This window comes from Desulfogranum mediterraneum DSM 13871, assembly GCF_000429965.1.
GTDB lineage: Bacteria > Desulfobacterota > Desulfobulbia > Desulfobulbales > Desulfobulbaceae > Desulfogranum > Desulfogranum mediterraneum.
In genome coordinates this window covers 60208-80572 of sequence record NZ_AUCW01000013.1, presented here as the reverse complement: position 1 = coordinate 80572, position 20365 = coordinate 60208, and the positions used below count along the sequence as shown (strand labels likewise).

Genomic DNA, 20365 nt, shown 5'->3' with positions numbered 1-20365 from the left:
ACAGGGGGGGAGATGAACAGAGGATTTCTGTTGGGAGCAGTGTTCCTGGGAAGTGTCTTGCTGGCCAGCTCGGCTGTGGCCGAGGTGAGCGTGAAGGGCGATGCCCGGGCCCGGTATATCCACCGGGACAGGTATGATTTCGGTAATTACGACCAGGACGGGGCCGGCTACTTTGACAGCCGGGTACGGTTGGTCTTCAGCGGCACAGCCGCAGGCGGCGCCTATGCCCGGGCCCGGGTGCGGCTGATCGATACCCGCTTCAACGGCGAGGCCGATCCGGCAGAGAGCAAGAATATCTGGTCCGACTATGCCTATATCGGGGTTCCCATCGGACCCACGGTGGTGGAGGCGGGTAAGATCAAGTCCAATATCAGCCGTTTCCTGGAGTGGGATCAGGGGGTGGGCAGGCTCAGCGTGGACTGGACCATGGGGGCGTATCAGCTCATCGGTCTGCTTGATGTGGAGCGTGAGGGGCAACTCTCGGAGGTCGAGATCGATCGGCTGGAGGATAATGACTGGCTGATGTACGGGCTGATCCTCAAGGGGCAGCTGACTGAGCAGTGGTCAGGGCAGCTCAACCTGATGTACTCCGATGATCAGCGTGACGAGTTCGGCACCGGCAGCTATGTGGCCGATAAAACCGGTTTCGTCGGTTCGCTCCTGGTCAGGGGGGAGCTGGGGGATGCGGCCCTGGAGACCGAGCTGGCCTACAGGGCGGCCCGGATGCTCAACTCCCGGGATGAGAGCGGCCCGGTCTTTGCTCAGCTGAGCAGTGATTCCGATGGCGGTTGGGGCTGGTATGGTCAGCTTGCCTACAGCATGGATAGTTTTACCCCCTCTCTGAACATCGGCCTGGTGACCAACGGCTTTGCCGCTGATAACGACTTTGGCTGGATCATGACCGGTAACGGCAACAACGAACCCATCGCCGTGTTCGACCGCCTGGGTGATGGCGGCGACTGGTATTGGTTTGCCCCCTCCCTGGCCTATAGCATCAGCGAGCGCTGGAAGCTGGTCGGGAACTTTGTCTGGGTTACGGTGAATGGCAGCGACCATGCCCCGCTGGATGATAAACGGCTGGCCAGCCTGATGGAGCTCTCCGGCTCCATGGAGTACCAGATCTCGGCCGGAACCGTGTTTACCTGGAAAGCCGGCTATCTGCAGCCTGATTTTGATGGCCGTCTGGACGGGGCCGGGGTTGAAGATGACCCTGCCTTTGGTACCTATGGTCGTCTGGAGGTCAGGTTCTGATCCAGGTCGAGAGCGAAGGCGAGAACGGGTCCCCAGGGGGGATCCGTTTTTTTTTAAGCAAGGGCCGCTGCGCCGGTTGAACCCGGTGCCAGGGAAGGGGACCGTTTTTTAGCTGGCATCAGAGCCGAGTTGTGCTTATTCTCAGCTCATAGCCGTGCCCGGGGTTAAGATGAGCTGGCGGGATGTCCTACGCTGTGGTATGATGCCTGCCTCTTGCTCTCTGACCGGCGGGGACGGCTACGCCTGTGGCCCTGCGGTTCCCTCTGCGGGGCCCCCTGGTGCAGAGGGGGAATTTGATAATGGAGGCGCAAGGATAGAGCAGGATGGAGAGCCCAGCGAGTCAAGATTTGAAAAAGATGGTGGTGGAGCGCAGGTACTTTACCTTTGCTCAACCGCCCCGGGAGATGATCCTTGAGTGCGGGGCCCGCCTCGGTCCCATCACCCTGGCCTATGAGACCCTGGGCCGTTTGAATGCGAGCAGGAGTAACGCGATCCTGGTCTGTCATGCCTTTTCCGGGGATTCCCATGTGGCCGGCTATCTCCATGAAGAGGATGAGCGGCCGGGCTGGTGGGACAACATGGTGGGTCCGGGCAAGCCCATTGATACGGATCGCTACTTTGTGATCTGCTCCAACATTCTGGGCAGCTGTGTCGGCTCCACCGGACCTGCGTCCCTGAATCCGGCCACAGGGCGGCCCTATGGACTCAGTTTTCCCATGGTCACCATCAAGGACATGGTCCAGGCCCAGAAAGAGCTTGTCGAGCACCTGGGCATAGAGCGTCTGATGTCCGTCGTCGGCGGCTCGGTGGGCGGGATGCAGGTCCTGCGCTGGTGCGTGGATTATCCCGAGATGATAGTCTCGGCCATCCCCCTGGCCACCACCATCCGCCACTCGGCCCAGGCCATAGCCTTTAACGAGGTGGCCCGCCAGGCCATCATGGCGGACCCCAAGTGGAACAGAGGGGATTATTATGATAACCCAGGTCCCTCCCTGGGGCTGGCCGTGGCGCGGATGATCGGTCATGTCACCTATCTCTCTGACCATGCCATGCGGGAAAAGTTCGGTCGGCGCCTCCACCGTGACGCCCTCTCCTTTGCCTTTGAGGGTGACTTCCAGGTGGAGAGTTACCTCCACTACCAGGGCAGGAAGTTTGTCGACCGCTTCGATGCCAACTCGCTGCTCTATATTACCAAGGCAGCCGATTACTTTGATCTTGAGCGGCAGGGAGGCAGCCTGCTGGTCAACGAGGGCTTGGCCGGGGTCTGTTTTTTGGTGGTCTCCTTCAGCTCTGACTGGCTCTATCCCACCTACCAGGCCAAGGCCCTGGTCTCGGCCCTGAAGAAGAACGGCAGCGATGTCAGCTTTTGTGAAGTAGAGGCCCAGGGGGGGCATGACGCCTTTCTCCTTCCCAGTGAACGACTAGACGGTTTGATCCGTGGATTTCTCGGCAGGGTGTATGATGAGCAGTGTGGTTGATCCCCCAGAGCAGATGCGTTTTGATCTCCAGGTGATTGCCTCCTGGGTTGAGCCGGGATCCCGGGTCCTGGACCTGGGCTGTGCCAACGGTGATCTCCTGGCCTATCTTAAACAAGAGAAACAGGTGCAGGGCACGGGGATCGATTTCTCCGAGGCCAAGGTTGCCCGCTGCATCGAACGCGGCCTGACCGTGCTTCAGGGGGATTTCCGCCAGGAGGTCAGCGACTATCCTGTGAACCGTTTTGATACGGTGATTCTCAGTCAGACCCTGCAGCAGATCCGTGATCCCAAGGAGTTGCTGGTCGATCTCCTCCGGATCGGCAAGCGGGTGATCGTCAGCTTCCCCAACTTTGCCCACTGGTCCTGTCGCTTGCAGATTCTCTGGTTCGGCACCGCTCCGGTCACCGATCAGCTCCCCTACGAGTGGTATAACACCCCCAACATCCGGGTGATCTCGATCAGGGATTTTAAACGCTTTCTGCATACCATCGGGGTGCGGATCGTCAAAGAGGTGGCCATCAATACCCACCATCATGACTTTAAGGGAAACAGTGTGCGTTACTTTAAAAATATCAGGGCCACCTACGGAATCATGATGGTGGAGCAGGTGTAATGCGTATGAGTGGATATCAGGGCCTTCCCATGGGCCAACAGGAGCGGGTCAATGATTCCTGCAACAGCGATGCTGCGGCCATGGCAAACATCGATAATCCCATTCCAGGGGTGGTAGCGCAACTGGCCCAGGGGTTCAAGGACGGCCGCCTGGCCAGCCATATCGAGCCGGTTCCCATCCCCTCCAAGGATGCGGTCATCGGTCTGATCGAACAGGCCCAGCAGATTCTCTTTCCCGGTTTTTTTACCCCCATGAGCCTGCGGCCGGAGAACCTGGAATACTATCTGGGCCAACAGCTGAGCCTGCTCTATGAAAATCTGGCCACCCAGATCAGTTCGGCCATTCGCCATGACTGCTTCCGCCACAATCAGGTCTGCACCCACTGTGGTGAGCGCAGTTATGCGGCTGCCGCGGCCCTGCTCCAGTCGCTGCCCGCCATCCGCGAGTTGCTGGAGACCGACATCCAGGCCACCCTGGTGGGCGACCCGGCTGCTGCCAACGCAGATGAGGTCATCTTCAGCTATCCCGGGCTCTTTGCCACCATGGTCTACCGTCTTGCCCATCGGCTCCACCAGCTTGGGGTGCCGCTCTTGCCCAGGATCATGAGTGAGCACGCCTTTCACCGCACGGCCATCGATATCAACCCGGCAGCAGATATCGGCGGCAGTTTTTTTATCGATCACGGTGCCGGGGTGGTGATCGGTGCCACCACCCGGATCGGCAACCGGGTCCGCATCTATCAGGGGGTCACCCTGGGTGCGCTCTCCCTGCCCCGTGATGCCGGGGAACGGCTGCGCAACGTCAAGCGGCACCCCACCATTGAAGACGATGTCATCGTCTATGCCAATGCCACCATCCTGGGCGGCCGGACCGTGGTCGGCAAACGCTCGATCATCGGCGGAAACGTCTGGCTCACCGAGTCGGTGGGGCAGGATACCAAGGTTGCCCTGGAGCAGCCTGAGCTTGTTTATCTCGGAAAAGAGGATCAAGGATGAAGCCAAGCTATTACTCGGATATCTCCCAGGCCGTGGGCGCGACACCGCTGGTCCGCCTGGGCCACTATGCAGGCACCGGCGGAGTGGAGTTTTTTGCCAAGCTGGAGGCCGCCAACCCCCTGGGCAGCGTCAAGGACCGGGTTGCCCTGGCCATGATCAGCGATGCCGAGACCGCGGGTCTGCTCAAGGCCTCCACCCTGATCGTTGAACCCACCAGCGGCAACACCGGCATCGGCCTGGCCTTTCTCTGTGCCAGCCGGGGCTATCGCCTGATCCTGACCATGCCCGAGAGTATGAGTGTGGAGCGGCGGGCCCTGCTCAGGCACCTTGGCGCGGAACTGGTTCTCACCCCGGCAGCAGAGGGGATGCAGGGGGCCATTGCCCAGGCCGAAGAACTCTGTGCCCAGGCCGGCGATGCCTGGATGCCCAATCAGTTTGCCAACCCCTCCAACCCGGCCATGCATCGTCGCACCACCGGGCCCGAGATCTGGAGCCAGTTGGGCGAAGAGGTGGATATCCTGGTGGCCGGAGTGGGTACCGGCGGCACGGTGACCGGTGCCGGCGGGTTTCTCAAGGAGCAGAATCCGAACCTCCTGGTGATCGCCGTGGAGCCGGCCGCCTCGGCAGTGCTCTCCGGGGGGGCTGCGGGACCCCATAAGATCCAGGGGATCGGCGCAGGCTTTGTCCCTGCCATCCTGGATCGCAGCCTGATTGACGAGGTGGTCCAGGTGGAGAATGAGGCAGCCATTGCCACGGCCCGCGAGATAGCCCGGCTGGAGGGGATTCTCTGCGGTATCTCCTGTGGGGCGGCCATGGCCGGAGCCCTGGAGATTGCCTCCAGGAGCGAGCATGCAGGCAAACGCGTGGTGGTGGTTTTCCCGGATACCGGGGAACGCTATCTGAGCACCGATCTGATGGCATAGGAGGAAGCATATGGCCACGATTATTTCCTTGAATATAAGCACCCAAAAAGGGGTGGATAAGGAGCCTGTGGAGCAGGTGAGCCTTAAGGTGGATCACGGCATAGAGGGGGATGCTCATGCCGGGGACTGGCATCGTCAGGTCAGTCTTCTGGCCGAGGAGTCCATTGATTTCATGCGCAACAAAGGCCTGGAGCTTGCGCCCGGGGCCTTTGCAGAAAACATCACCACCCGGGGGATCGAGTTGGCTACCCTGCCGGTGGGGACCTTGTTGAAGAGTAATACGACCCTGCTGGAGGTGACCCAGATCGGTAAAAAATGTCACCAGGGCTGTGCCATCTTTCAGCAGGTGGGCGACTGTATCATGCCCAGGGAAGGAATTTTTGCCAAGGTGATCACCCCGGGGGTCCTTTGCTGTGGGGATCCCATCGAGGTGGTGCAGCCGGGAGATAAGATATCGTGATGAAGACCAAGACCAAGAGCCAGTGTGATCGCTGCGGACAGTGTTGCCTCCAGGGCGGCCCTGCCCTCCATACCCAGGATCTGGAGCTGATCCGGCAGGGGCGGCTGAGCTTTGCCGACCTGGTTACCGTTCGCCGGGGAGAGCTGGCTCTGCCCCCCCTGGGTAGCGAGGCGGAACCGGTGGCAGCGGAATTTATCAAGCTCCAGGGCCATGGGGGCAGTTGGAGCTGTAGGTTCTTCGCAAAGCAGGGGGCTGCCGGCGCCTGCCAGATCTACCAATATCGCCCTCTGGCCTGCAGGGTGCTGGAGTGCAGTTCCCCGGAGGCGCTGCTCACCATCACCGGTAAGCATCTGCTCAGCCGTTTTGACTGTATGGATGAGCAGGAGCCGCTTCTGCCCCTGATCCGGGAGCATGAAGAACGCTGCAGCTGTCCCGAGCTGGCCACGGTTCGCGAGCAGTGGGCTGATGAGCAGCAGCGATCGGAGATCCTCGCGGCCATACAGGAGCTGGTGGACCTGGATTTGCAGTACCGCTGTGCGGCAGCCCGTCACTTTGCGCTGCCCGTGGAGAGGGAGCTGTTTTACTTCGGTCGTCCGCTGTTCCAACTCCTGGCGGCCACGCTGGGAGTGAGCCCGCTCCAGGAGGGAGAGCGGATAATTCTCCAGCAGGCCTAGCCCAGGGGGACAAAGAGCGGCTTGTTGTCCCCGGGCCTGAGGAGAGGCGGTTTATGAGGGGGCAACCACCCGGGCCACGATTCTTCGTACCAGGGGCACCACCAGGAGCACCACGGGGAAGGCGATGGAAAAGGCCTTGATAAAGGCATTGAGCCAGAGCAGGACAAAGCCGTTGACTACACCCAGGTTGATGAAGGTGATCACCCCGGACATCAGCAGCGACATCAGCATGGACATGAAAAAGGCAAAGACCAGCGGTTCAAATCGTTTGGGGATCATGGGGTCTGCTCCAGAGGGATATTCCCGGCCCGGCCTGCTGTAGGTCGAGTCTAGGGCTGGCTTTGGTGGTAGATGGCCAGGGCGCCCTGGGGGGTGGTGGCGGCCACGATGGTTTTCTCTTCATAGCCCTGGGACCAGAGGGCGGCCTCCCACCAGTCATTGCCCTTGAGGCCAAAGATAATGGAGATGGCGATGGAGATGATGTTGATGATGGAGTCGCCCTGGGCGCCCATCTCTGCCTGGCCGACAACGGCTCCCAGGGTCAGGGAGGCGAGGAAGAGGGCCGTACCGGTCAGCCACATCTTTTTGGCGATGGCCCAGAAACAGCTGAAGAAAAAAGCCGGCCAGGACCAGCCCTGCTTGACGGCCTCGGTGGAGCCGTCCGGGTGTTGAAAAATTTTATACTGTTTCATGCTCTGTTCTCGGGTTGAACTCCGCCCGGCGCCCTTGACGCTCTGGCGCTCTGCTGTTCTGTGAGGCAGCGGGCCGTTCTGCTCAAGCGCTGAGCTGCTCCTGCCGTCAATTTCCTCTTCAAGATTTGCGATAATAGTCGAACGCCGCTAGAAAGCAAGTCCCTATTTTCCCCCTTCTCTCCGCTCCCTGGTCCGTTCCCGCTCCCTGCACCACTCTTTTCCTCCCCGGTTCCCTGGTCCGCTTCTTTTCAAGGCTGCAGCCGTACAACCACGGCTCCTTCGCCGGCGAGTCGTGTCCGTATCTTCAAAGAGGTTACCTCAGAAAAGCGGCAGGGCCCAGCTTCAGCCCGGATCGTTGCTCAAGGGAGTGGCTTGAGTGACTCCAGGCTACCTTGAGTGCGCGGACTGATAGGAATGTTAGATTTAGTCGTGGTTGGTATTGGAATTACCTATTGTACAAACAGGCTGATTTTCGCTTTACTGTCCGGGTGAACAGTAAAGAGGTACCGTTATCATGAAATCGAGAGTTGTTTGGCTGGCACGGTTGGCGCGCTGGTTTCTGGCCGGGATATTTCTCTACTCCGGGGTGGTCAAGCTGACCGATCCGACGGCCTTTGCCGTGGTGATCCAGGGCTATGGCCTGCTCCCGGAGTGGTTGATTCAGCCTGTGGCCCTGTTGCTGCCCCTGCTGGAGGTCATCCTGGCCCTGGGTCTCCTGGCCCGGGTACGGGGGAGTCTGCTCTTGGTCGGGGCCATGCTGATTGCCTTTATGGGGGTGCTCCTCTACGGCATCATCCTGGGCCTGGATGTGGACTGCGGCTGTTTTGGTGCAGGGGATCCCGAGTATGCCTATAAAGGACTGCGCCTGGCCCTGGGCCGTGACCTGTTCTTGCTGGCTGTCCTCTTATTTCTTGGTTGGTACCAGAACAGGGCCCCAGTCAAACCGGGGCAAACTAAGAGCGCAACTGCACTGCGCAGGGAGAAACAATGAACATGGGAAAATGGGTGTCTGCAGGCTTGGCCGTGACCCTGGTGCTGGGCGTGAGCGTCTCTGCCCTCGCCTTTGGTACCAACAAGTTTGAGGCAGAGGTGAAGAGGGAACAGGGCGCAGTCAAACTGCTGCGCGAGGTAGAGCGAGGCGATTACGGGGTGATCACCGCAGCCGAGTTGAAGCAGCTGATGGACAAGGGGGAGGAGATGGTCATCGTCGATACCATGCCCTACAAGGCCTCCTACCTCAAGGGACATCTCCCGGGTGCGGTCCAGTTCCTCTTTCCCATTGCCGAGATGGAAGAGTGGGACAGCGAGGAGACCGGCGGCCAGGACCAGGCCGCATACCAGGCCCTGCTGGGGCCGGACAAGGAGCGGACCGTGGTCGTCTACTGCGGCTTTGTCAAGTGTACCCGCAGTCATAACGGGGCGGCCTGGGCGAGGAGACTCGGCTATGGCAAGGTCCTGCGTTTTCCAGGTGGGATCTTTGCCTGGAAGGGTGCGGACTATCCCGTGGTCAGCGGAAAATAACGATCCCCGGCCGCTGACAGAGAGGATCTCCAGCCCCTCTCTGTCAGCGGCTTGCCTTTACCTCCCCTGCCACCTCCCGGCTCACTCTCCTCCGGGCTCTTTTGCTCCTCCTCTTTTTCCACAATTTCCTTGCAGCTCCTCCCCATCTTGGCTAAGCCTGTGCCTGCCATGGCCTGAGCAAGGGTGCTGCACCGCGGCTCCCCTGCAGCACCCCCAGTCCACCTCTCCAAAAGACGGATCCTGTCCACTGAGTAATGACTATGAATGTTTATCTTCTCTGTATCGTAGGTTTTATCTGCCTCCACTATCTGCTGGGCCTGGTCGATTCCCTCTTGAACCTGCGGGCCCTGGCCCCGCTGCTGCCCCCGGAGTTTGCAGGGGTCTACGATCAAGAGGAGTATCGGCGTTCCCAGGTGTACACCCGGGTCAGCACCAGCCTCTCCCTGGTCCAGAGCAGCACGGTCACCGGCCTGACCCTGGTCTTTATCCTCGTAGGCGGGTTTAACCAGGTCGATCTCCTGGCCCGTTCCCTGGGCCTCTCTGCGCTGCCCACGGGTTTGATCTTCATCGCTCTCCTGGCCCTGCTCTCCTTTGTGGTGAATCTCCCCTTCAGCCTCTACTCCACCTTTGTCCTGGAGGAACGCTTCGGCTTCAACACCACCACCTGGAAGACCTATCTGTTGGATCTGGTCAAGACTGCGCTGCTGGCCGTGCTCCTGGGCGGTCCCCTGCTGGGATTTATCCTCTGGTTTTTTGCCGTCAGCGGTCCCCTGGGCTGGCTCTACTGCTGGCTTGCGGTGATGGTCTTTGTGGTGGTGGTCCAGGGGCTTGCCCCGGTGGTGATCATGCCCCTGTTCAACACCTTTACCCCGCTGGAAGAGGGGGCCCTGAAGGAGGCGGTCACCACCTATGCCCGTGGCCAGCAGTTTGCCCTCCAGGGAATATATACCATGGACGGCTCCAAACGGTCTACCCGGCTCAACGCCTTTTTCACCGGTTTCGGCCGATTCCGGCGGATTGTCTTCTTCGACACCCTGGTGGAGAAGCTGAGCGTTGCCGAACTGGTGGCGATCCTGGGCCATGAGATGGGGCATTACAGGGAAAGACACCTGCTCAAGATGATGGTGCTCTCCATGGCCCAGACCGGGGTCATGTTCTATCTCCTCTCGCTCTTTCTGGGTAATGAGCAGCTCTTTGCCGCCTTTCAGATGGAGCATATCTCGGTCCATGGGGGGCTGGTCTTTTTCGGTTTTCTCTATGCACCCATCTCCACCCTGCTCTCCATCGGCCTGCACGCGGTCTCCCGGCACCACGAGTATGCTGCCGATGCCTATGCCGTCTCCTCCACCGGTGAGCGGGGGAGCATGATCCGTGGCCTGAAGAAGCTCAGCGTCACCAATCTCAGCAACCTGACCCCCCACCCCTTCCATGTGGTGCTCAACTACAGCCACCCGCCGGTCTTGGCCAGGATTCGTGCCCTGGAGCAACTGGAGCTTTCCGAGCAGGAAACGTCCGGGGAGGAGAGGGCATGAAGGCCGGGACCAGGGAGGAGGGGAGCAGGTCGGCCCGGGAACTCGGCTCCAGGCTGGAGCAGGCCTGGTTGCTCCAGTTGGGGCGGGAGTATGATGATATCTGTTACCAGTACGGGCTCAAACTGGAGCCGCCCGTCTTCCGGCTCAGCCATTCCCGCCGGGTCCTGGGCTGCTGGTCGGCAGGGTCGCGATCCCTGAGCCTGAGCAGCGAGCTGATCGCCAACTATCCCTGGCCGGTGACCATCCAGGTCTTGAAGCATGAGATGGCCCATCAGCTCTGCAGCGAGCTCCTGGCTGCTGACCAACCTGCCCATGGCCGCGGCTTTAAAGAGGCCTGCGACCGGCTCGGGGTGGAGTCGGCCTTCCAGGGGGCCAGCGCCGATACGGCCGAGTTCCTCCAGGGGCTGACCCGGCTTGATCCGGTCTCTCCGGACCAGAAGATTCTGGAAAAGATCCGCAAACTCCTGGCCCTGGGAGAGTCGGCCAACGAGCATGAGGCCAGCCTGGCCCTGGCCAAGGCCGGCAGCCTGCTCCGTCGCCACCAGCTCTCCCTGGCCAGTTTGAGCGAAGAACAGCCCCTGATCCAGCGGACCATCAACACCGGCAGGCAGCGGATGGCGGTCCACCTGAAGTCCATCTGTTCCCTGCTCAACACCTTCTTTTATGTCCGGGTGATCTGTGCCTCCCAGTATGATCCCATTACGGACAGGAGTCATAAGACCATCGAACTCTTTGGCTCCAGGGAACAGGTGGCCATTGCCGCGCACTGTTTTGCCTTTCTGGAAGAACGGCTGCAGGTGCTCTGGGAGCAACACGGCGCCGCCATCAGGGGGGAGCGGCGGGTGGCGAAGAAGAGCTATTATCTTGGGCTGCTGGCCGGCTTCAGGGAGCAGCTGGCCGAGGAACGAAAGAGAGCAGCAGTGGCCGGCGCAGCCACAGCAGCCACAGCCGAGGTCTCTGAGGCGCTGGTCGCCACCGAGGCGCGGCTGGAGCGTTTCGTCGGCCAGCGCTACCCTCGGCTGCGTAAGGTCAGCTCTAAGCGGTCGAAGATCTACGATGATGCCTACCGCCAGGCCAGGGCCACCGGCAGAACCCTGCAGCTCCACCGGCCAGTGGAGGATCGGGGCAGCGACGAGCCTCGCCTGCTCTCCTGAGCCGCTCCGGTTCTCTCCGCTCACCCCTGCCTGCTGCCGGCCAGGGGAGTCCCCGGATCATGGCTGCTGCGCCCGGCAGGACGCTCTACCCCTGCTCGCTGTTGATGAAGTCGATACAGGCTGCGGTCGGCAGGGGTGGTGAGAACAGGTAGCCCTGGATCTCGTTGCAGCCGCTCTTCTGCAGGCAGGCCAGCTGCTCCTGGGACTCCACCCCTTCGGCCACCAAGCCCAGGTTCAGCTTGGTGGCCATGAGGATGATGGTCTCAACAATGGTCCGGCTGTCGCTATCGGTGAGGATATCATCGATAAAGGACTTGTCGATCTTCAGCACCGAGATAGGCAGTTTTTTCAGGTAGGCCATGGAGGAGTAACCGGTTCCAAAGTCGTCCACCGCCAGCATGATCTGCTGTTGGTCCAGCCAGGCCAACAGGGGCTGGGCCGCATCCTTGGATTCCATCAGGAGCGACTCGGTGATCTCCAGTTCCAGCTTGGCCGGGGAAAGCCCGGTCTGCTCAAGGCAGGTGCTGAGCATCTCCTGGAACCCCTGGTCGCTGAACTGCTGGGAGGAGACGTTGACCGAGAGCCGCAGGGGCCGCCCGGTCTGTTCTTCGATGGTCTGGAAATCCCGGATGGCCCGTTCAAGGATCCGTTGGCCCAGGGAAACGATCAGCCCGCTTTCTTCGGCCAGGGGGATGAAGATGTTGGGCGGGACCCTGGTGCCGTCACCCTTGGTCCATCTGGCCAGGGCCTCCAGGCAGATGGTTCTCCCGCTCCTGCTGTCGACCCGGGGCTGGAAGGCGACCTCCAGCTCATCCTTTTCCACGGCTTGACGGAGGGCGGCTCCCAGCATCACCCGACGCTGGAGATGTTCCTCCATCTCCGAGGCAAAGAGGTGGTACATGTCCTTGCCCTGGCTCTTGGAGTGGTACATGGCCGTGTCGGCGTTTTTCAAGAGCTCGTCCGGGGTGAGGCCGTCGTCGGGGAAGAGGGCCATGCCCACACTGCAGGTGATGTGGAAGACCTGTTGGTTCAGATGAAAGGGCTGGTCGAAGATCGACTGAATTCGTTTGGCCACTGCCTCGATCTCTGCGGGATCTTCGATGTCCGGGACCATGATGATGAATTCATCTCCACCCAGTCGGGCCACGGTATCGTTGAGCCGGGTGGCCTTCCTCAGCCGCCCGGCGGTCTGTTGGAGGAGAATGTCGCCCATGGCATGGCCGATGGTATCGTTGACCATCTTAAAGTTATCCAGGTCAATGAAGAGGATCAGGATGCGGCTGCTGTTGCGCCTGGCCCGGGCAATGGCCAGGCCGAGGCGGTCTCCCAGGAGTTTCCGGTTGGGCAGGTTGGTGAGCGGGTCGTGATAGGCCAGGTGCCTGATCTGCTGTTCTTTCTCCTTGAGCTCGGTGATGTCGTGAAACACCGCCACATAGTGGAGGGCGTGGCTCGTAGGGTTCTCGATGGTACTGATGGTCAAGAGCTCCGGATAGACGGTCCCGTCTTTGCGGTGGTTGACGATCTCCCCAGACCAGTGGCCCTGCAGGCGGAGCTGCTCCCAGATGGCGGCGAAAAAATCGGGATCGTCCTGGTCGGATTTCAGGCGTTCAAGGTGCGCTCCTTCGGCTTCCCTGGCCTGGTAGCCGCTGATGCGCTCAAAGGCGGGGTTCACCAGTTGTACGCAGGCACTCTCATCGGTGATACAGATCCCTTCGACAATATTGTTGAACACCTCCTTGAAGATATGGAGCTGCCGCTCTTTGTCCTCGCGGATGATGATCTCCTCCTGGAGCTTTTGGTTGGCGGCTTCCAGGTTGTCCATGAAGCGGTTGAAGCTGATCGCCAGCCGGCCTATTTCATCCCTCCGATCCTGGGGCATCCGAATGGTCCAGTCATGCTCTCCCTGGTTGAACTGCCGGATCAGGCTGTTTAAGGGGGTCAGGAGGGTGGCGCTGATCAGGAGGGTGACCAGGGCGGTGATCACCAGGGAGGAGATCAGGATGATGGCAAAGAGTTTCTTGGCCCGGACCAGGGGGGCGAATACCTCTTCGGCATAGATGGATGAGGCCACGATCCAGCCAAAGTCAGGGAGAAAGGTATAGGCCACGTACTTTTTCCGGGCCAGCTCCTCTGAAGGGTTCTGCCACCAGTAGTAGAGACTGCCGTTTTTGCGGTTGATCATCTCCTGGAAGATGTAGTCGCCCCCGGCATCACTGGTCTGCAAGAGGTTCCCGCTGATTTTCGGATGGATGACGAGCTCGCCCCGGCTGTCCAGGACAAAGGTGTAGCCGCTGGTGCCGAAGGTGAGATCCAGGATCTTATCGCGGAAATCTTCGATGTTGATCAGCTCGAAGAATTCATCCTTGTAGGAGGAAACAGAGATGATCCAGTCCCAGGGTTCAAAGTAGGACATGTAGAGGGCCTTGGACCGTTCGCTGGCCTCATTGGGGTTCTTCCAGAGGTATTCCAGGTAGCCGGTTTTCAGGGCGACCTGCTCTTGGATGAAGCGTCGATGGGCAAAACTTTTTCCCTGGACCCCGCTGCGGGGGTGAACCCGGAAGGTCCCTGTACTGTCGATGCAGTAGATATAGCCGGTGGTGCCGATGGTCTGACTCCGGAGCAGGGCCGTGGCCTGTTGCTTGGCCTCCAGGGCGCTGAGTTCGCCCCGGATGTGGCGGTTATGGATGGCGGTGATGATCTGAAGGTTATTCTCGGCAGTGGCACGGAGATGGTTCCTGATGGAGACCGTGGTGGTGGTCTCCACCATGTCGCCGATGATCTTGTTGGCCTTACGCAGCTCGGTCTCAATGTTGCTGCTCAGACTCTGCTCAAACTGGAGGTAGAGCAGGGAAAAGCTCAGCGGGAAGATGAGGAGGAACATGGTGCTATAGGCCAGGAACAGCTTGGTCCGGATGGAGAATCTGTTCAGTATCTTCATAATCGAGATCAATATCCTTTCAGCAGGGGAGAGCATCGGCAGAGAAGAGGGGGGAGCAAGGCCAACCAGCAGGGGGCCTTGGATCAGCGCTCAAGCCTGATCGCCTAATCCCTTTCCCCTGCCTCCCGGAGGGCCCTCTCGGTGTAGAGCTTCCGTAACCTGGTGGTGAGGGGGCCTGGCCTGCCGCGGTTGAGCTGCCGGTTGTCAATCTTTACCACCGGCAGGACAAAGGCGGCTGAACCGGTGACAAAGGCCTCTCTGGCTGCCAGGGCCTCGGAAACCGAGAAGGGACGTTCCTCGATGGAGAGGCCGGCCTCCCTGGCCAGCTCCAGGATCGAACTGCGGGTGATCCCCGGGAGGATGGCCTGGCTGAGGTGACGGGTGACAATGGTGTTGTCCGTGGTGACGATGTAGGCATTACAGGCCGAGCCTTCGGTGATGTAGCCCTCGCTGTCCACCAGTAGGGCATCGTCTGCTCCCGCCTGGAGGGCCTGCATCTTGGCCATGCTGGAGGCCAGCAGGCCGACGGTCTTGATATCCGGTCGACCCCAGCGGATATCCGGGGTGGTGATCACCGAGATCCCCTCCTCGGCCTGGGGAGAGGAGAGCAGGGGCTTGACCTGGGTAAAGGCAACCATCGTGGGTTGTGCCCCGGTGGGAAAGACAAAGTCCCGGTCAGCTGCGCCGCGGCTGATCTGAAGATAGACGACCCCTTCGCGGAGCTCGTTGCGCCGGATCAACTCCTCCTGGACCGCAACAATCTCCGGGTCTGTCAGGGGCGAGTCCATGGCCAGTTCGTCCAGTGAACGGTGCAGTCGGCGGAGGTGGTTCCGGTTTTCTATCAAACGATTGTTGAGCACGGCCGAGACTTCATAGACTGCGTCGGCAAAGAGGAAGCCGCGGTCAAAGATGGAGATCGTGGCTTGGTGTTCAGGGAGATAACGGCCATTGACATAGACGATACGGGGCATGGGTGATCCTGTGAAGATATGGGTGGTTGGGCCTGGTTCTCTGCTCCTGTTGCTGCGTTTTTCCCAAGGGCATGGTGCTCTGTGCCAATTGCTTAAGGATATCAAGGCAGGAGACGATGATTCATACTCTAGTAGTCGCATTATCTTCCCTGGGCTGTCAAGACTGAAGTGGCCGGAGTCGGAGAAAATGGCTCCTCCACGAGGCAGAGGAGCGCTGGGGCCGGTAGGCCCTGGTCAGGATCAGGTGTTGTTGGTAACTGAAGTCCCGGTTGTTGGAGTGGTGGGAAAAATGGCCGGCAGCTCTGCCAGATCCAGGAAAAGAGCTTGTTTCAGCCACGTTTTTGACGCATAATAAGAGCAAAGCTCTGTCCCGGATGGCCAATTGTCACCTGTCGGCCCTGTCCAGGAGGGGGAGTTTTTTCTTTAGGGTGCCTTGGAAAATGAGATTTTCGATCAAGGTCAAGGTGGCCTTTCGCGCAGCCGTGGTCTACCCCTATGCCTACTCTTCAAGAAAACACTATTTTTCTCCAACTGCAACTTGGCTGGTTGACGGCCCTTGTTCTCCTCTTGATCTCCGGATCGGCCCACTGTTCAGGATTTAGGATCGCCAATCAGTCGGCTGCTGCCGTCGGCCTTGCCGGGGCCCACGTCGCCTACACCCCTGGAGCCGATGCCGCCTACTACAACCCCGCCAACCTGGGGCTGCTGAGCGAAGGGGCTCAGGCAGAGGCGGGCCTGACCCTGCTCCAGCTGCCTGCAATCGATTACAGTGATCGCCGCTCCCCGCTGCTGGATGGCAGCTCTGCAGAGGAGCTCTTTGTGCTCCCCCTGCTCCACCTGGTCTCGCCCCGGTATAACGAGCTGAGATTCGCTTTTTCGCTGACCGCTCCCTTTGGCCTGGCCAAGCAGTGGGAGCAACCCTATCCCAGGATGTCGGCCCGGGACTTTTCGCTGCAGGTCTTTGAAGCGAACCCCACCCTTTGCTACAGCATCAACCAGTCCCTCAGCGTGGCTGGAGGGCTGCGGCTGCTCTATGGCCGGGGCAAGGTGGAGAACCTGGTGACCAACCCACCCGGGGCAGAGATCGCGCCCCTCTCCAGCCTGGGACGCTCACTGGATGGTGATGGCTTTGACTACGGCTACAACCTGGCTGTCAGTTTTCAGCCCAATCCCGGCTTCCGCCTGGCTACCACCTATCGTTCCGAGGTGGAGTTGGAGCTGGAAGGTGAGGCCCTGCTCCAGGCTCTGGCCGGATCGGTAAGCGCAGCCCGCTACCGCGGCGGCGGTTCCCTGGCCGTTCCCCTGCCTGCAGTCTGGGCCGTGGCTGCTGCCTGGACCTGGGAGGACTTGACCGTCGAGCTGGTCTGGGATCGAACCTTCTGGTCGGTTTTCAAGGAGATCGACACCAACTTTGACCAGGCCATCACCAGCCCGCCTTTGGCGGTTTTTAACCTGCCTCTGAGCAAAGAGTGGCAGGACAGCGATGCCTTCAGGCTGGGGATCTGGTACGACTGGAGCGATCGGCTGACCACCACCCTGGGCATTGCCCTGGAAGAAACCCCTGTCCCAGCCGAAACCCTGGGCTTTGAGCTGCCGGACGCCGATGCGCTGGTCTACTCCCTGGGGATCCGCTATCACTACAGTCAGCAGCTGAGCATCGGCCTCTCCTATATGTATCATCATACCAAGAATCGTTCGCTGACCAATCCCGGGGCAGCCGGCATCGCCGGAGTGGATGGGACCTTTAGCGGGGGCGGAGCCCATGCCCTCACCCTTGGCCTGAGCAGGATTTTTTAAACAGCCGGGGAGAACCTTTGATGGTTATGGTTCGGCTGGGCCCCGGCCTTGAACATTTCGTCCTGCCCTTTTTTCGGCGCCGCTCCAAGGGGGCGGCCTGAACCCTTTGCCATGGTATGGAGCCTCTATGAAACCAGATCCTGTCCCCACCTCTCATGCGGTTGCTGCCGACCAGGATGATCAGGAGCTGTTGGCCGCGGTACTCGACCACGCGGTTCAGCTGGCCTTTGCCCCGGGTGAGTCCATCCTCTCCCCGGAGACCGTTGCCGATGCCTTCTACCATGTCAACAGGGGCAGCGTTGAGGTGAGCTACACCGATGCCCATGACACCCGGATCACCGTCGCCCTGATCGGTGAGGGCGAGTTCTTTGGAGAGATCGGCTTTTTTGACGGTGAATCCAGGGTGCGGGATATCAAGGCAGCCGAAGGGGCCAAGATCGCCATGTTCAACCAGCGGGTGATGGCAGAGCTGCAGGCTGCCGATCCCCAGCTCTACATGCGCTTTCTGAACAGTATCACCCGGAAGATCTGTCATAAGTTCAGGAGGATCGCCGGTGAGCGGGAACCTCTTGCCGGCTATGCCGAATCCCTCTCCAGCCGGAGGTCCGGCCGCTATGCCCAGTCCAGACCCCTGCCGGTCTCTCTGATGCACTCCGAGCTCTGGCACGGGGTCAGCAGTCGGATGGAGGGGTTCAAGGCCGAGTTGTTTAACCTCTCCCATGAACTCCAGCAGAAGGAGGCCCTGGGGGAAGAGGATCCGGAGTGTGAAGCGCGCTGCTATCAGGTGTTGACCAGACTCAACCAGACCTTGCCGCTTTTTCAGAAGAGCATGGCCGGCAGCGGTTATGAGCAGGTGATGTGGGGCTATGTCTTTAAAGAGATCTTCCCCTACTTCATGCGCAGCCGTTTTGCCGAGCGTGCTTACTTTAAGCCCAAGGGCTATGCCGGTGATTTTTTGATGATGGAGCACATCTATGCCGATCAACCGGCAGGGGAGGGTACCCTGGGCATGATCATCGACCGCTTCTGTCTCCAGCGGCCAGGTTCCCTGGCCATCCGGGGGCGGCGCCGGCTCCTTGCCGCAGAGTTGGCCCGTTTAAGCGGCGAGCGGGCGGCTCTGGGGAAGAGCACCAAGATCATGAACCTGGCCTGCGGACCCAACCGCGAGTTGTTTGACTTCCTGGCAGCCTGCGACTACAGCGAGCTGGTGGAGGCCCTCTGCGTGGACATCGACTCCGATGCCCTGCGCTACACCAACCAGCATGTCAATGTCTTTCCCCATCGGGCCTCGGTCCGGCTGATGAGTGAGAATGTGATCAAATGGTCCCTGGGACGGGTGCGGCACCACATCGAGCCCCAGGATATCATCTATTCCGCCGGGCTCTGCGATTACCTCGAACCCCGTCTGTTCAGGGCCCTGGTCAGCCAGTGCCACAGGCACCTCAAGCCTGGCGGTACCCTCTTGCTGGGCAACTTTGCCTTCTATGATGACTCCCTGTTTCTGGACAAGCTGCTCCGCTGGGAGCTGATCTACCGCAGTGCCGAGGAACTCAGGGAGCTCTTTGCCCCCACCCCTTTTGGCGATCAGGTGACCATCCTTGCCGAGCGACAGGATGTGAACCTCTTTGCCATGGCCAGGAAGGAGTAGGCCATGGCAGGCCCGGGCGATGGTGATGCCGCCAGGCTGGCAGCCGAGCTGGATCTGCTCTTTTACCGGAGAAGCCGGGTCTGTCTCTGGCTGGGGGTAATCTTCTTTTCCCTCTTTCTTGTCCTTGATTTCACCTGTTATCCTGAGCTGGTGCTTCTGTTCGGTCTCTACCGTCTCAGCTTTGTGGTGATCCTGTTGCTGCTGCTGGTCTTCCTGGGGCAGCCCCTGGGCATGCGCCTGGTCCGCGGCTTGATGGTTCTGGGGATGCTCCTGGGAACCATGACCATCTCGCTGATGGTGGTCCAGCTGGGCGGTTTTGTCTCAGGTTACTATGTGGGGATCATCCTGATGATGGCCGGCGGGATTTCGGTATTGCCCCTCAGCGCTGTGGAGGCCGTCGGCTTGGGGACGGCCATGTATCTGGTCTACGTGGTCACGGTGGTCGTCGGCAGCGGCGGAGTCCTGGACGAGCAGAGTCTGCGCTATGGCTTGAACAACACCTTCTTCTTCTTTGCCATTGTCGGGGTGACCGCGATCCAGAGTCTGGATGACCTGCGCACCCAGCTCCACTCCCTGTCAGCCAAGAAACGTCTGCGTCTGCTTACCGCCGAGTTGCGTCAGTATACCGGCAACCTGGAGGGCTTGGTCCAGGAGCGGATGCGCCAGCAGGAGGAGACGGAACTCCGTTTTAAGGATCTCTATCAGACCATCGATGACCTGATCCTGGTCATCGATGCAGGCGGGCGGATCCGGCGGTTCAACAGGAGGGCAGCAGCCGTGCTGGCGGCCGACGATACCTCCCTGAGAGGGCGATCCTGGTCGGAGTTTCTCTACGATCAGCGGAGCCGGGAGCGGTCTGCAGGTATCCTGAAGCGGTTGGAAACCGGCCTCCAGGTCAGCGGTCGACAGCTGCAGCTGCAGACTGACGGCCAGGACCTCATCGAGGTGGAGCTGAGCGGGGCCAGGGTAGGGGAGGAGGTGGAGCAGTACCCCCTCTATCAACTGATCATCCGCGATATCAGCGTGATCAAGGCGGTGGAGCAGCGGGTACTGGAATCCCGGCAACTGCTTGATTCCTCCAGACAGGCGGCGATCTTCGGGCTTGCCCATCTTGCCGAATGCCGGGACGGGGAAACCGGGGCCCACCTCCATCGGATGCGGGAATACTGCCGACTGCTGGCTGAGCAGCTGAGGGTGGATTCTTCCCTGCAGGGCAAGATCAGCGAGAGCTTCCTGGTGGACCTCTATCGTACCGCAGTGCTGCACGACATCGGCAAGGTGGCCATTCCCGATGAGATCCTGCTCAAACCAGGCCGTCTGATCCCGGCCGAGATGGAGATCATGGAGCAGCACTGTGAGATCGGCAGTTTTGTCCTCAAAGATGCCGAGCAACGCTCCGGGGGAGGCTCCTTCCTGACCATGGGTCAGGAGATCACCCGCAGCCATCATGAGTGGTGGGATGGCTCAGGCTATCCCGACGGGCTGCGGGCCGAAGCCATCCCCCTGGCAGCGAGGATCGTGGCCGTGGCCGATGTCTATGATGCCCTGACCTCGAGCCGAAGCTATAAACCGGCCTACTCCCATGAGTATGCCTGTGAGCTGATCTGCAGGGAGAACCGAAGTCATTTTGATCCGCTGGTGGTGGACGCCTTTGTTGCCAGTGAGCAACGTTTCAGGACCGTGCGCAAGGAGCTGCTGCTCAATGAACCGAGCTAGCG

The 20365-nt window shown here is 60.3% G+C and carries 18 protein-coding genes; 14 read left to right on the top strand and 4 right to left on the bottom strand.

The features are described from left to right. The first annotated feature begins 12 nt into the window (after positions 1-12). The 7 genes from G494_RS0105960 (at position 13) to G494_RS22180 (ending at position 6394) form a co-directional block, all read left to right on the top strand. Positions 13-1251, top strand: coding sequence for a hypothetical protein (locus G494_RS0105960; protein WP_153305775.1), 1239 nt, complete (start codon positions 13-15; stop codon positions 1249-1251). Between the two features lie 323 nt (positions 1252-1574). After that, the gene (gene metX / locus G494_RS0105955; RefSeq protein ID WP_051305441.1) at positions 1575-2729 is read left to right on the top strand and encodes a homoserine O-acetyltransferase MetX; all 1155 of its coding nucleotides are present in this window, start codon (positions 1575-1577) and stop codon (positions 2727-2729) included. Further along, positions 2710-3342, top strand: a complete 633-nt coding sequence (gene metW / locus G494_RS0105950) for a methionine biosynthesis protein MetW (protein ID WP_232362496.1) — start codon at positions 2710-2712, stop codon at positions 3340-3342. The genes metX and metW overlap by 20 nt, the downstream gene beginning before the upstream one ends. A 5-nt stretch (positions 3343-3347) precedes the next feature. Continuing rightward, the gene (locus G494_RS22185; protein ID WP_035245680.1) at positions 3348-4337 is read left to right on the top strand and encodes a serine O-acetyltransferase; all 990 of its coding nucleotides are present in this window, start codon (positions 3348-3350) and stop codon (positions 4335-4337) included. Further along, entirely contained in the window at positions 4334-5260 is a 927-nt protein-coding gene (gene cysK / locus G494_RS0105940) for a cysteine synthase A (protein ID WP_028583790.1), read from the top strand. The genes G494_RS22185 and cysK overlap by 4 nt, the downstream gene beginning before the upstream one ends. 10 nt (positions 5261-5270) lie before the next feature. Continuing rightward, the gene (locus G494_RS0105935) at positions 5271-5720 is read left to right on the top strand and encodes an MOSC domain-containing protein (protein WP_028583789.1); all 450 of its coding nucleotides are present in this window, start codon (positions 5271-5273) and stop codon (positions 5718-5720) included. Further along, complete coding sequence (locus G494_RS22180; RefSeq protein WP_051305440.1) at positions 5720-6394, top strand: zinc/iron-chelating domain-containing protein; 675 nt, start codon at positions 5720-5722, stop codon at positions 6392-6394. Before G494_RS0105935 ends, G494_RS22180 begins: the two co-directional genes overlap by 1 nt. A gap of 51 nt (positions 6395-6445) precedes the next feature. Here the strand turns inward: G494_RS22180 and G494_RS0105925 are convergent, their stop codons facing one another. Further along, the gene (locus G494_RS0105925; RefSeq protein ID WP_028583788.1) at positions 6446-6673 is read right to left on the bottom strand and encodes a DUF2798 domain-containing protein; all 228 of its coding nucleotides are present in this window, start codon (positions 6671-6673) and stop codon (positions 6446-6448) included. Between the two features lie 50 nt (positions 6674-6723). Then, on the bottom strand, positions 6724-7086 hold the full coding sequence (locus G494_RS0105920) for a DUF2628 domain-containing protein (RefSeq protein WP_028583787.1): 363 nt from the start codon (positions 7084-7086) through the stop codon (positions 6724-6726). Between the two features lie 514 nt (positions 7087-7600). Between G494_RS0105920 and G494_RS22175 the strand changes: the two genes are divergently transcribed. The 4 genes from G494_RS22175 (at position 7601) to G494_RS0105895 (ending at position 11293) form a co-directional block, all read left to right on the top strand. Then, entirely contained in the window at positions 7601-8077 is a 477-nt protein-coding gene (locus tag G494_RS22175; protein ID WP_051305439.1) for a MauE/DoxX family redox-associated membrane protein, read from the top strand. Between the two features lie 2 nt (positions 8078-8079). Then, positions 8080-8607, top strand: a complete 528-nt coding sequence (locus tag G494_RS0105910) for a rhodanese-like domain-containing protein (RefSeq protein ID WP_028583786.1) — start codon at positions 8080-8082, stop codon at positions 8605-8607. A gap of 260 nt (positions 8608-8867) precedes the next feature. Beyond that, complete coding sequence (locus G494_RS0105900; protein WP_035245621.1) at positions 8868-10139, top strand: M48 family metallopeptidase; 1272 nt, start codon at positions 8868-8870, stop codon at positions 10137-10139. Next, complete coding sequence (locus G494_RS0105895) at positions 10136-11293, top strand: DUF2786 domain-containing protein (RefSeq protein WP_028583783.1); 1158 nt, start codon at positions 10136-10138, stop codon at positions 11291-11293. Before G494_RS0105900 ends, G494_RS0105895 begins: the two co-directional genes overlap by 4 nt. A gap of 85 nt (positions 11294-11378) precedes the next feature. On the opposite strand, the gene G494_RS0105890 is transcribed toward G494_RS0105895, so the two are convergent. Both G494_RS0105890 and G494_RS0105885 read right to left on the bottom strand, forming a co-directional pair. Beyond that, positions 11379-14231 (bottom strand): bifunctional diguanylate cyclase/phosphodiesterase, encoded by a 2853-nt coding sequence (locus tag G494_RS0105890; protein ID WP_035245619.1) that lies wholly within the window; start codon positions 14229-14231, stop codon positions 11379-11381. 104 nt (positions 14232-14335) lie between these two features. Continuing rightward, the gene (locus G494_RS0105885) at positions 14336-15202 is read right to left on the bottom strand and encodes a D-amino-acid transaminase (RefSeq protein ID WP_028583781.1); all 867 of its coding nucleotides are present in this window, start codon (positions 15200-15202) and stop codon (positions 14336-14338) included. A gap of 495 nt (positions 15203-15697) precedes the next feature. Here G494_RS0105885 and G494_RS22170 point away from each other — a divergent pair, with 495 nt between their 5' ends. The 3 genes from G494_RS22170 (at position 15698) to G494_RS25200 (ending at position 20363) form a co-directional block, all read left to right on the top strand. Next, complete coding sequence (locus G494_RS22170) at positions 15698-16999, top strand: OmpP1/FadL family transporter (protein WP_084456474.1); 1302 nt, start codon at positions 15698-15700, stop codon at positions 16997-16999. A 127-nt stretch (positions 17000-17126) separates the two neighbouring features. Further along, positions 17127-18647: a cyclic nucleotide-binding domain-containing protein gene (locus G494_RS0105870; RefSeq protein WP_028583780.1), complete on the top strand. Its 1521-nt coding sequence runs from the start codon at positions 17127-17129 to the stop codon at positions 18645-18647. A 3-nt stretch (positions 18648-18650) separates the two neighbouring features. Then, positions 18651-20363 carry an HD-GYP domain-containing protein gene (locus G494_RS25200; protein ID WP_051305437.1) on the top strand — a complete coding sequence of 571 codons (1713 nt, stop codon included), beginning with the start codon at positions 18651-18653 and terminating at the stop codon, positions 20361-20363. Positions 20364-20365: the final 2 nt, after the last annotated feature.

What these genes read in the sequence shown, in the direction of transcription:
- G494_RS0105895 (WP_028583783.1), top strand. Translation starts at nt 10,136, where the DNA reads ATGAAGGCCGGGACCAGGGAGGAGGGGAGCAGGTCGGCCCGGGAACTC.
- cysK (WP_028583790.1), top strand. Translation starts at nt 4,334, where the DNA reads ATGAAGCCAAGCTATTACTCGGATATCTCCCAGGCCGTGGGCGCGACA.
- G494_RS0105960 (WP_153305775.1), top strand. Translation starts at nt 13, where the DNA reads ATGAACAGAGGATTTCTGTTGGGAGCAGTGTTCCTGGGAAGTGTCTTG.
- G494_RS0105900 (WP_035245621.1), top strand. Translation starts at nt 8,868, where the DNA reads ATGAATGTTTATCTTCTCTGTATCGTAGGTTTTATCTGCCTCCACTAT.
- G494_RS0105890 (WP_035245619.1), bottom strand. Translation starts at nt 14,231, where the DNA reads ATGAAGATACTGAACAGATTCTCCATCCGGACCAAGCTGTTCCTGGCC.
- G494_RS22170 (WP_084456474.1), top strand. Translation starts at nt 15,698, where the DNA reads ATGCCTACTCTTCAAGAAAACACTATTTTTCTCCAACTGCAACTTGGC.
- G494_RS0105935 (WP_028583789.1), top strand. Translation starts at nt 5,271, where the DNA reads ATGGCCACGATTATTTCCTTGAATATAAGCACCCAAAAAGGGGTGGAT.
- G494_RS22175 (WP_051305439.1), top strand. Translation starts at nt 7,601, where the DNA reads ATGAAATCGAGAGTTGTTTGGCTGGCACGGTTGGCGCGCTGGTTTCTG.
- G494_RS22185 (WP_035245680.1), top strand. Translation starts at nt 3,348, where the DNA reads ATGAGTGGATATCAGGGCCTTCCCATGGGCCAACAGGAGCGGGTCAAT.
- metX (WP_051305441.1), top strand. Translation starts at nt 1,575, where the DNA reads ATGGAGAGCCCAGCGAGTCAAGATTTGAAAAAGATGGTGGTGGAGCGC.
- metW (WP_232362496.1), top strand. Translation starts at nt 2,710, where the DNA reads ATGATGAGCAGTGTGGTTGATCCCCCAGAGCAGATGCGTTTTGATCTC.
- G494_RS0105870 (WP_028583780.1), top strand. Translation starts at nt 17,127, where the DNA reads ATGAAACCAGATCCTGTCCCCACCTCTCATGCGGTTGCTGCCGACCAG.
- G494_RS22180 (WP_051305440.1), top strand. Translation starts at nt 5,720, where the DNA reads ATGAAGACCAAGACCAAGAGCCAGTGTGATCGCTGCGGACAGTGTTGC.
- G494_RS0105910 (WP_028583786.1), top strand. Translation starts at nt 8,080, where the DNA reads ATGGGAAAATGGGTGTCTGCAGGCTTGGCCGTGACCCTGGTGCTGGGC.
- G494_RS0105920 (WP_028583787.1), bottom strand. Translation starts at nt 7,086, where the DNA reads ATGAAACAGTATAAAATTTTTCAACACCCGGACGGCTCCACCGAGGCC.
- G494_RS0105925 (WP_028583788.1), bottom strand. Translation starts at nt 6,673, where the DNA reads ATGATCCCCAAACGATTTGAACCGCTGGTCTTTGCCTTTTTCATGTCC.
- G494_RS0105885 (WP_028583781.1), bottom strand. Translation starts at nt 15,202, where the DNA reads ATGCCCCGTATCGTCTATGTCAATGGCCGTTATCTCCCTGAACACCAA.
- G494_RS25200 (WP_051305437.1), top strand. Translation starts at nt 18,651, where the DNA reads ATGGCAGGCCCGGGCGATGGTGATGCCGCCAGGCTGGCAGCCGAGCTG.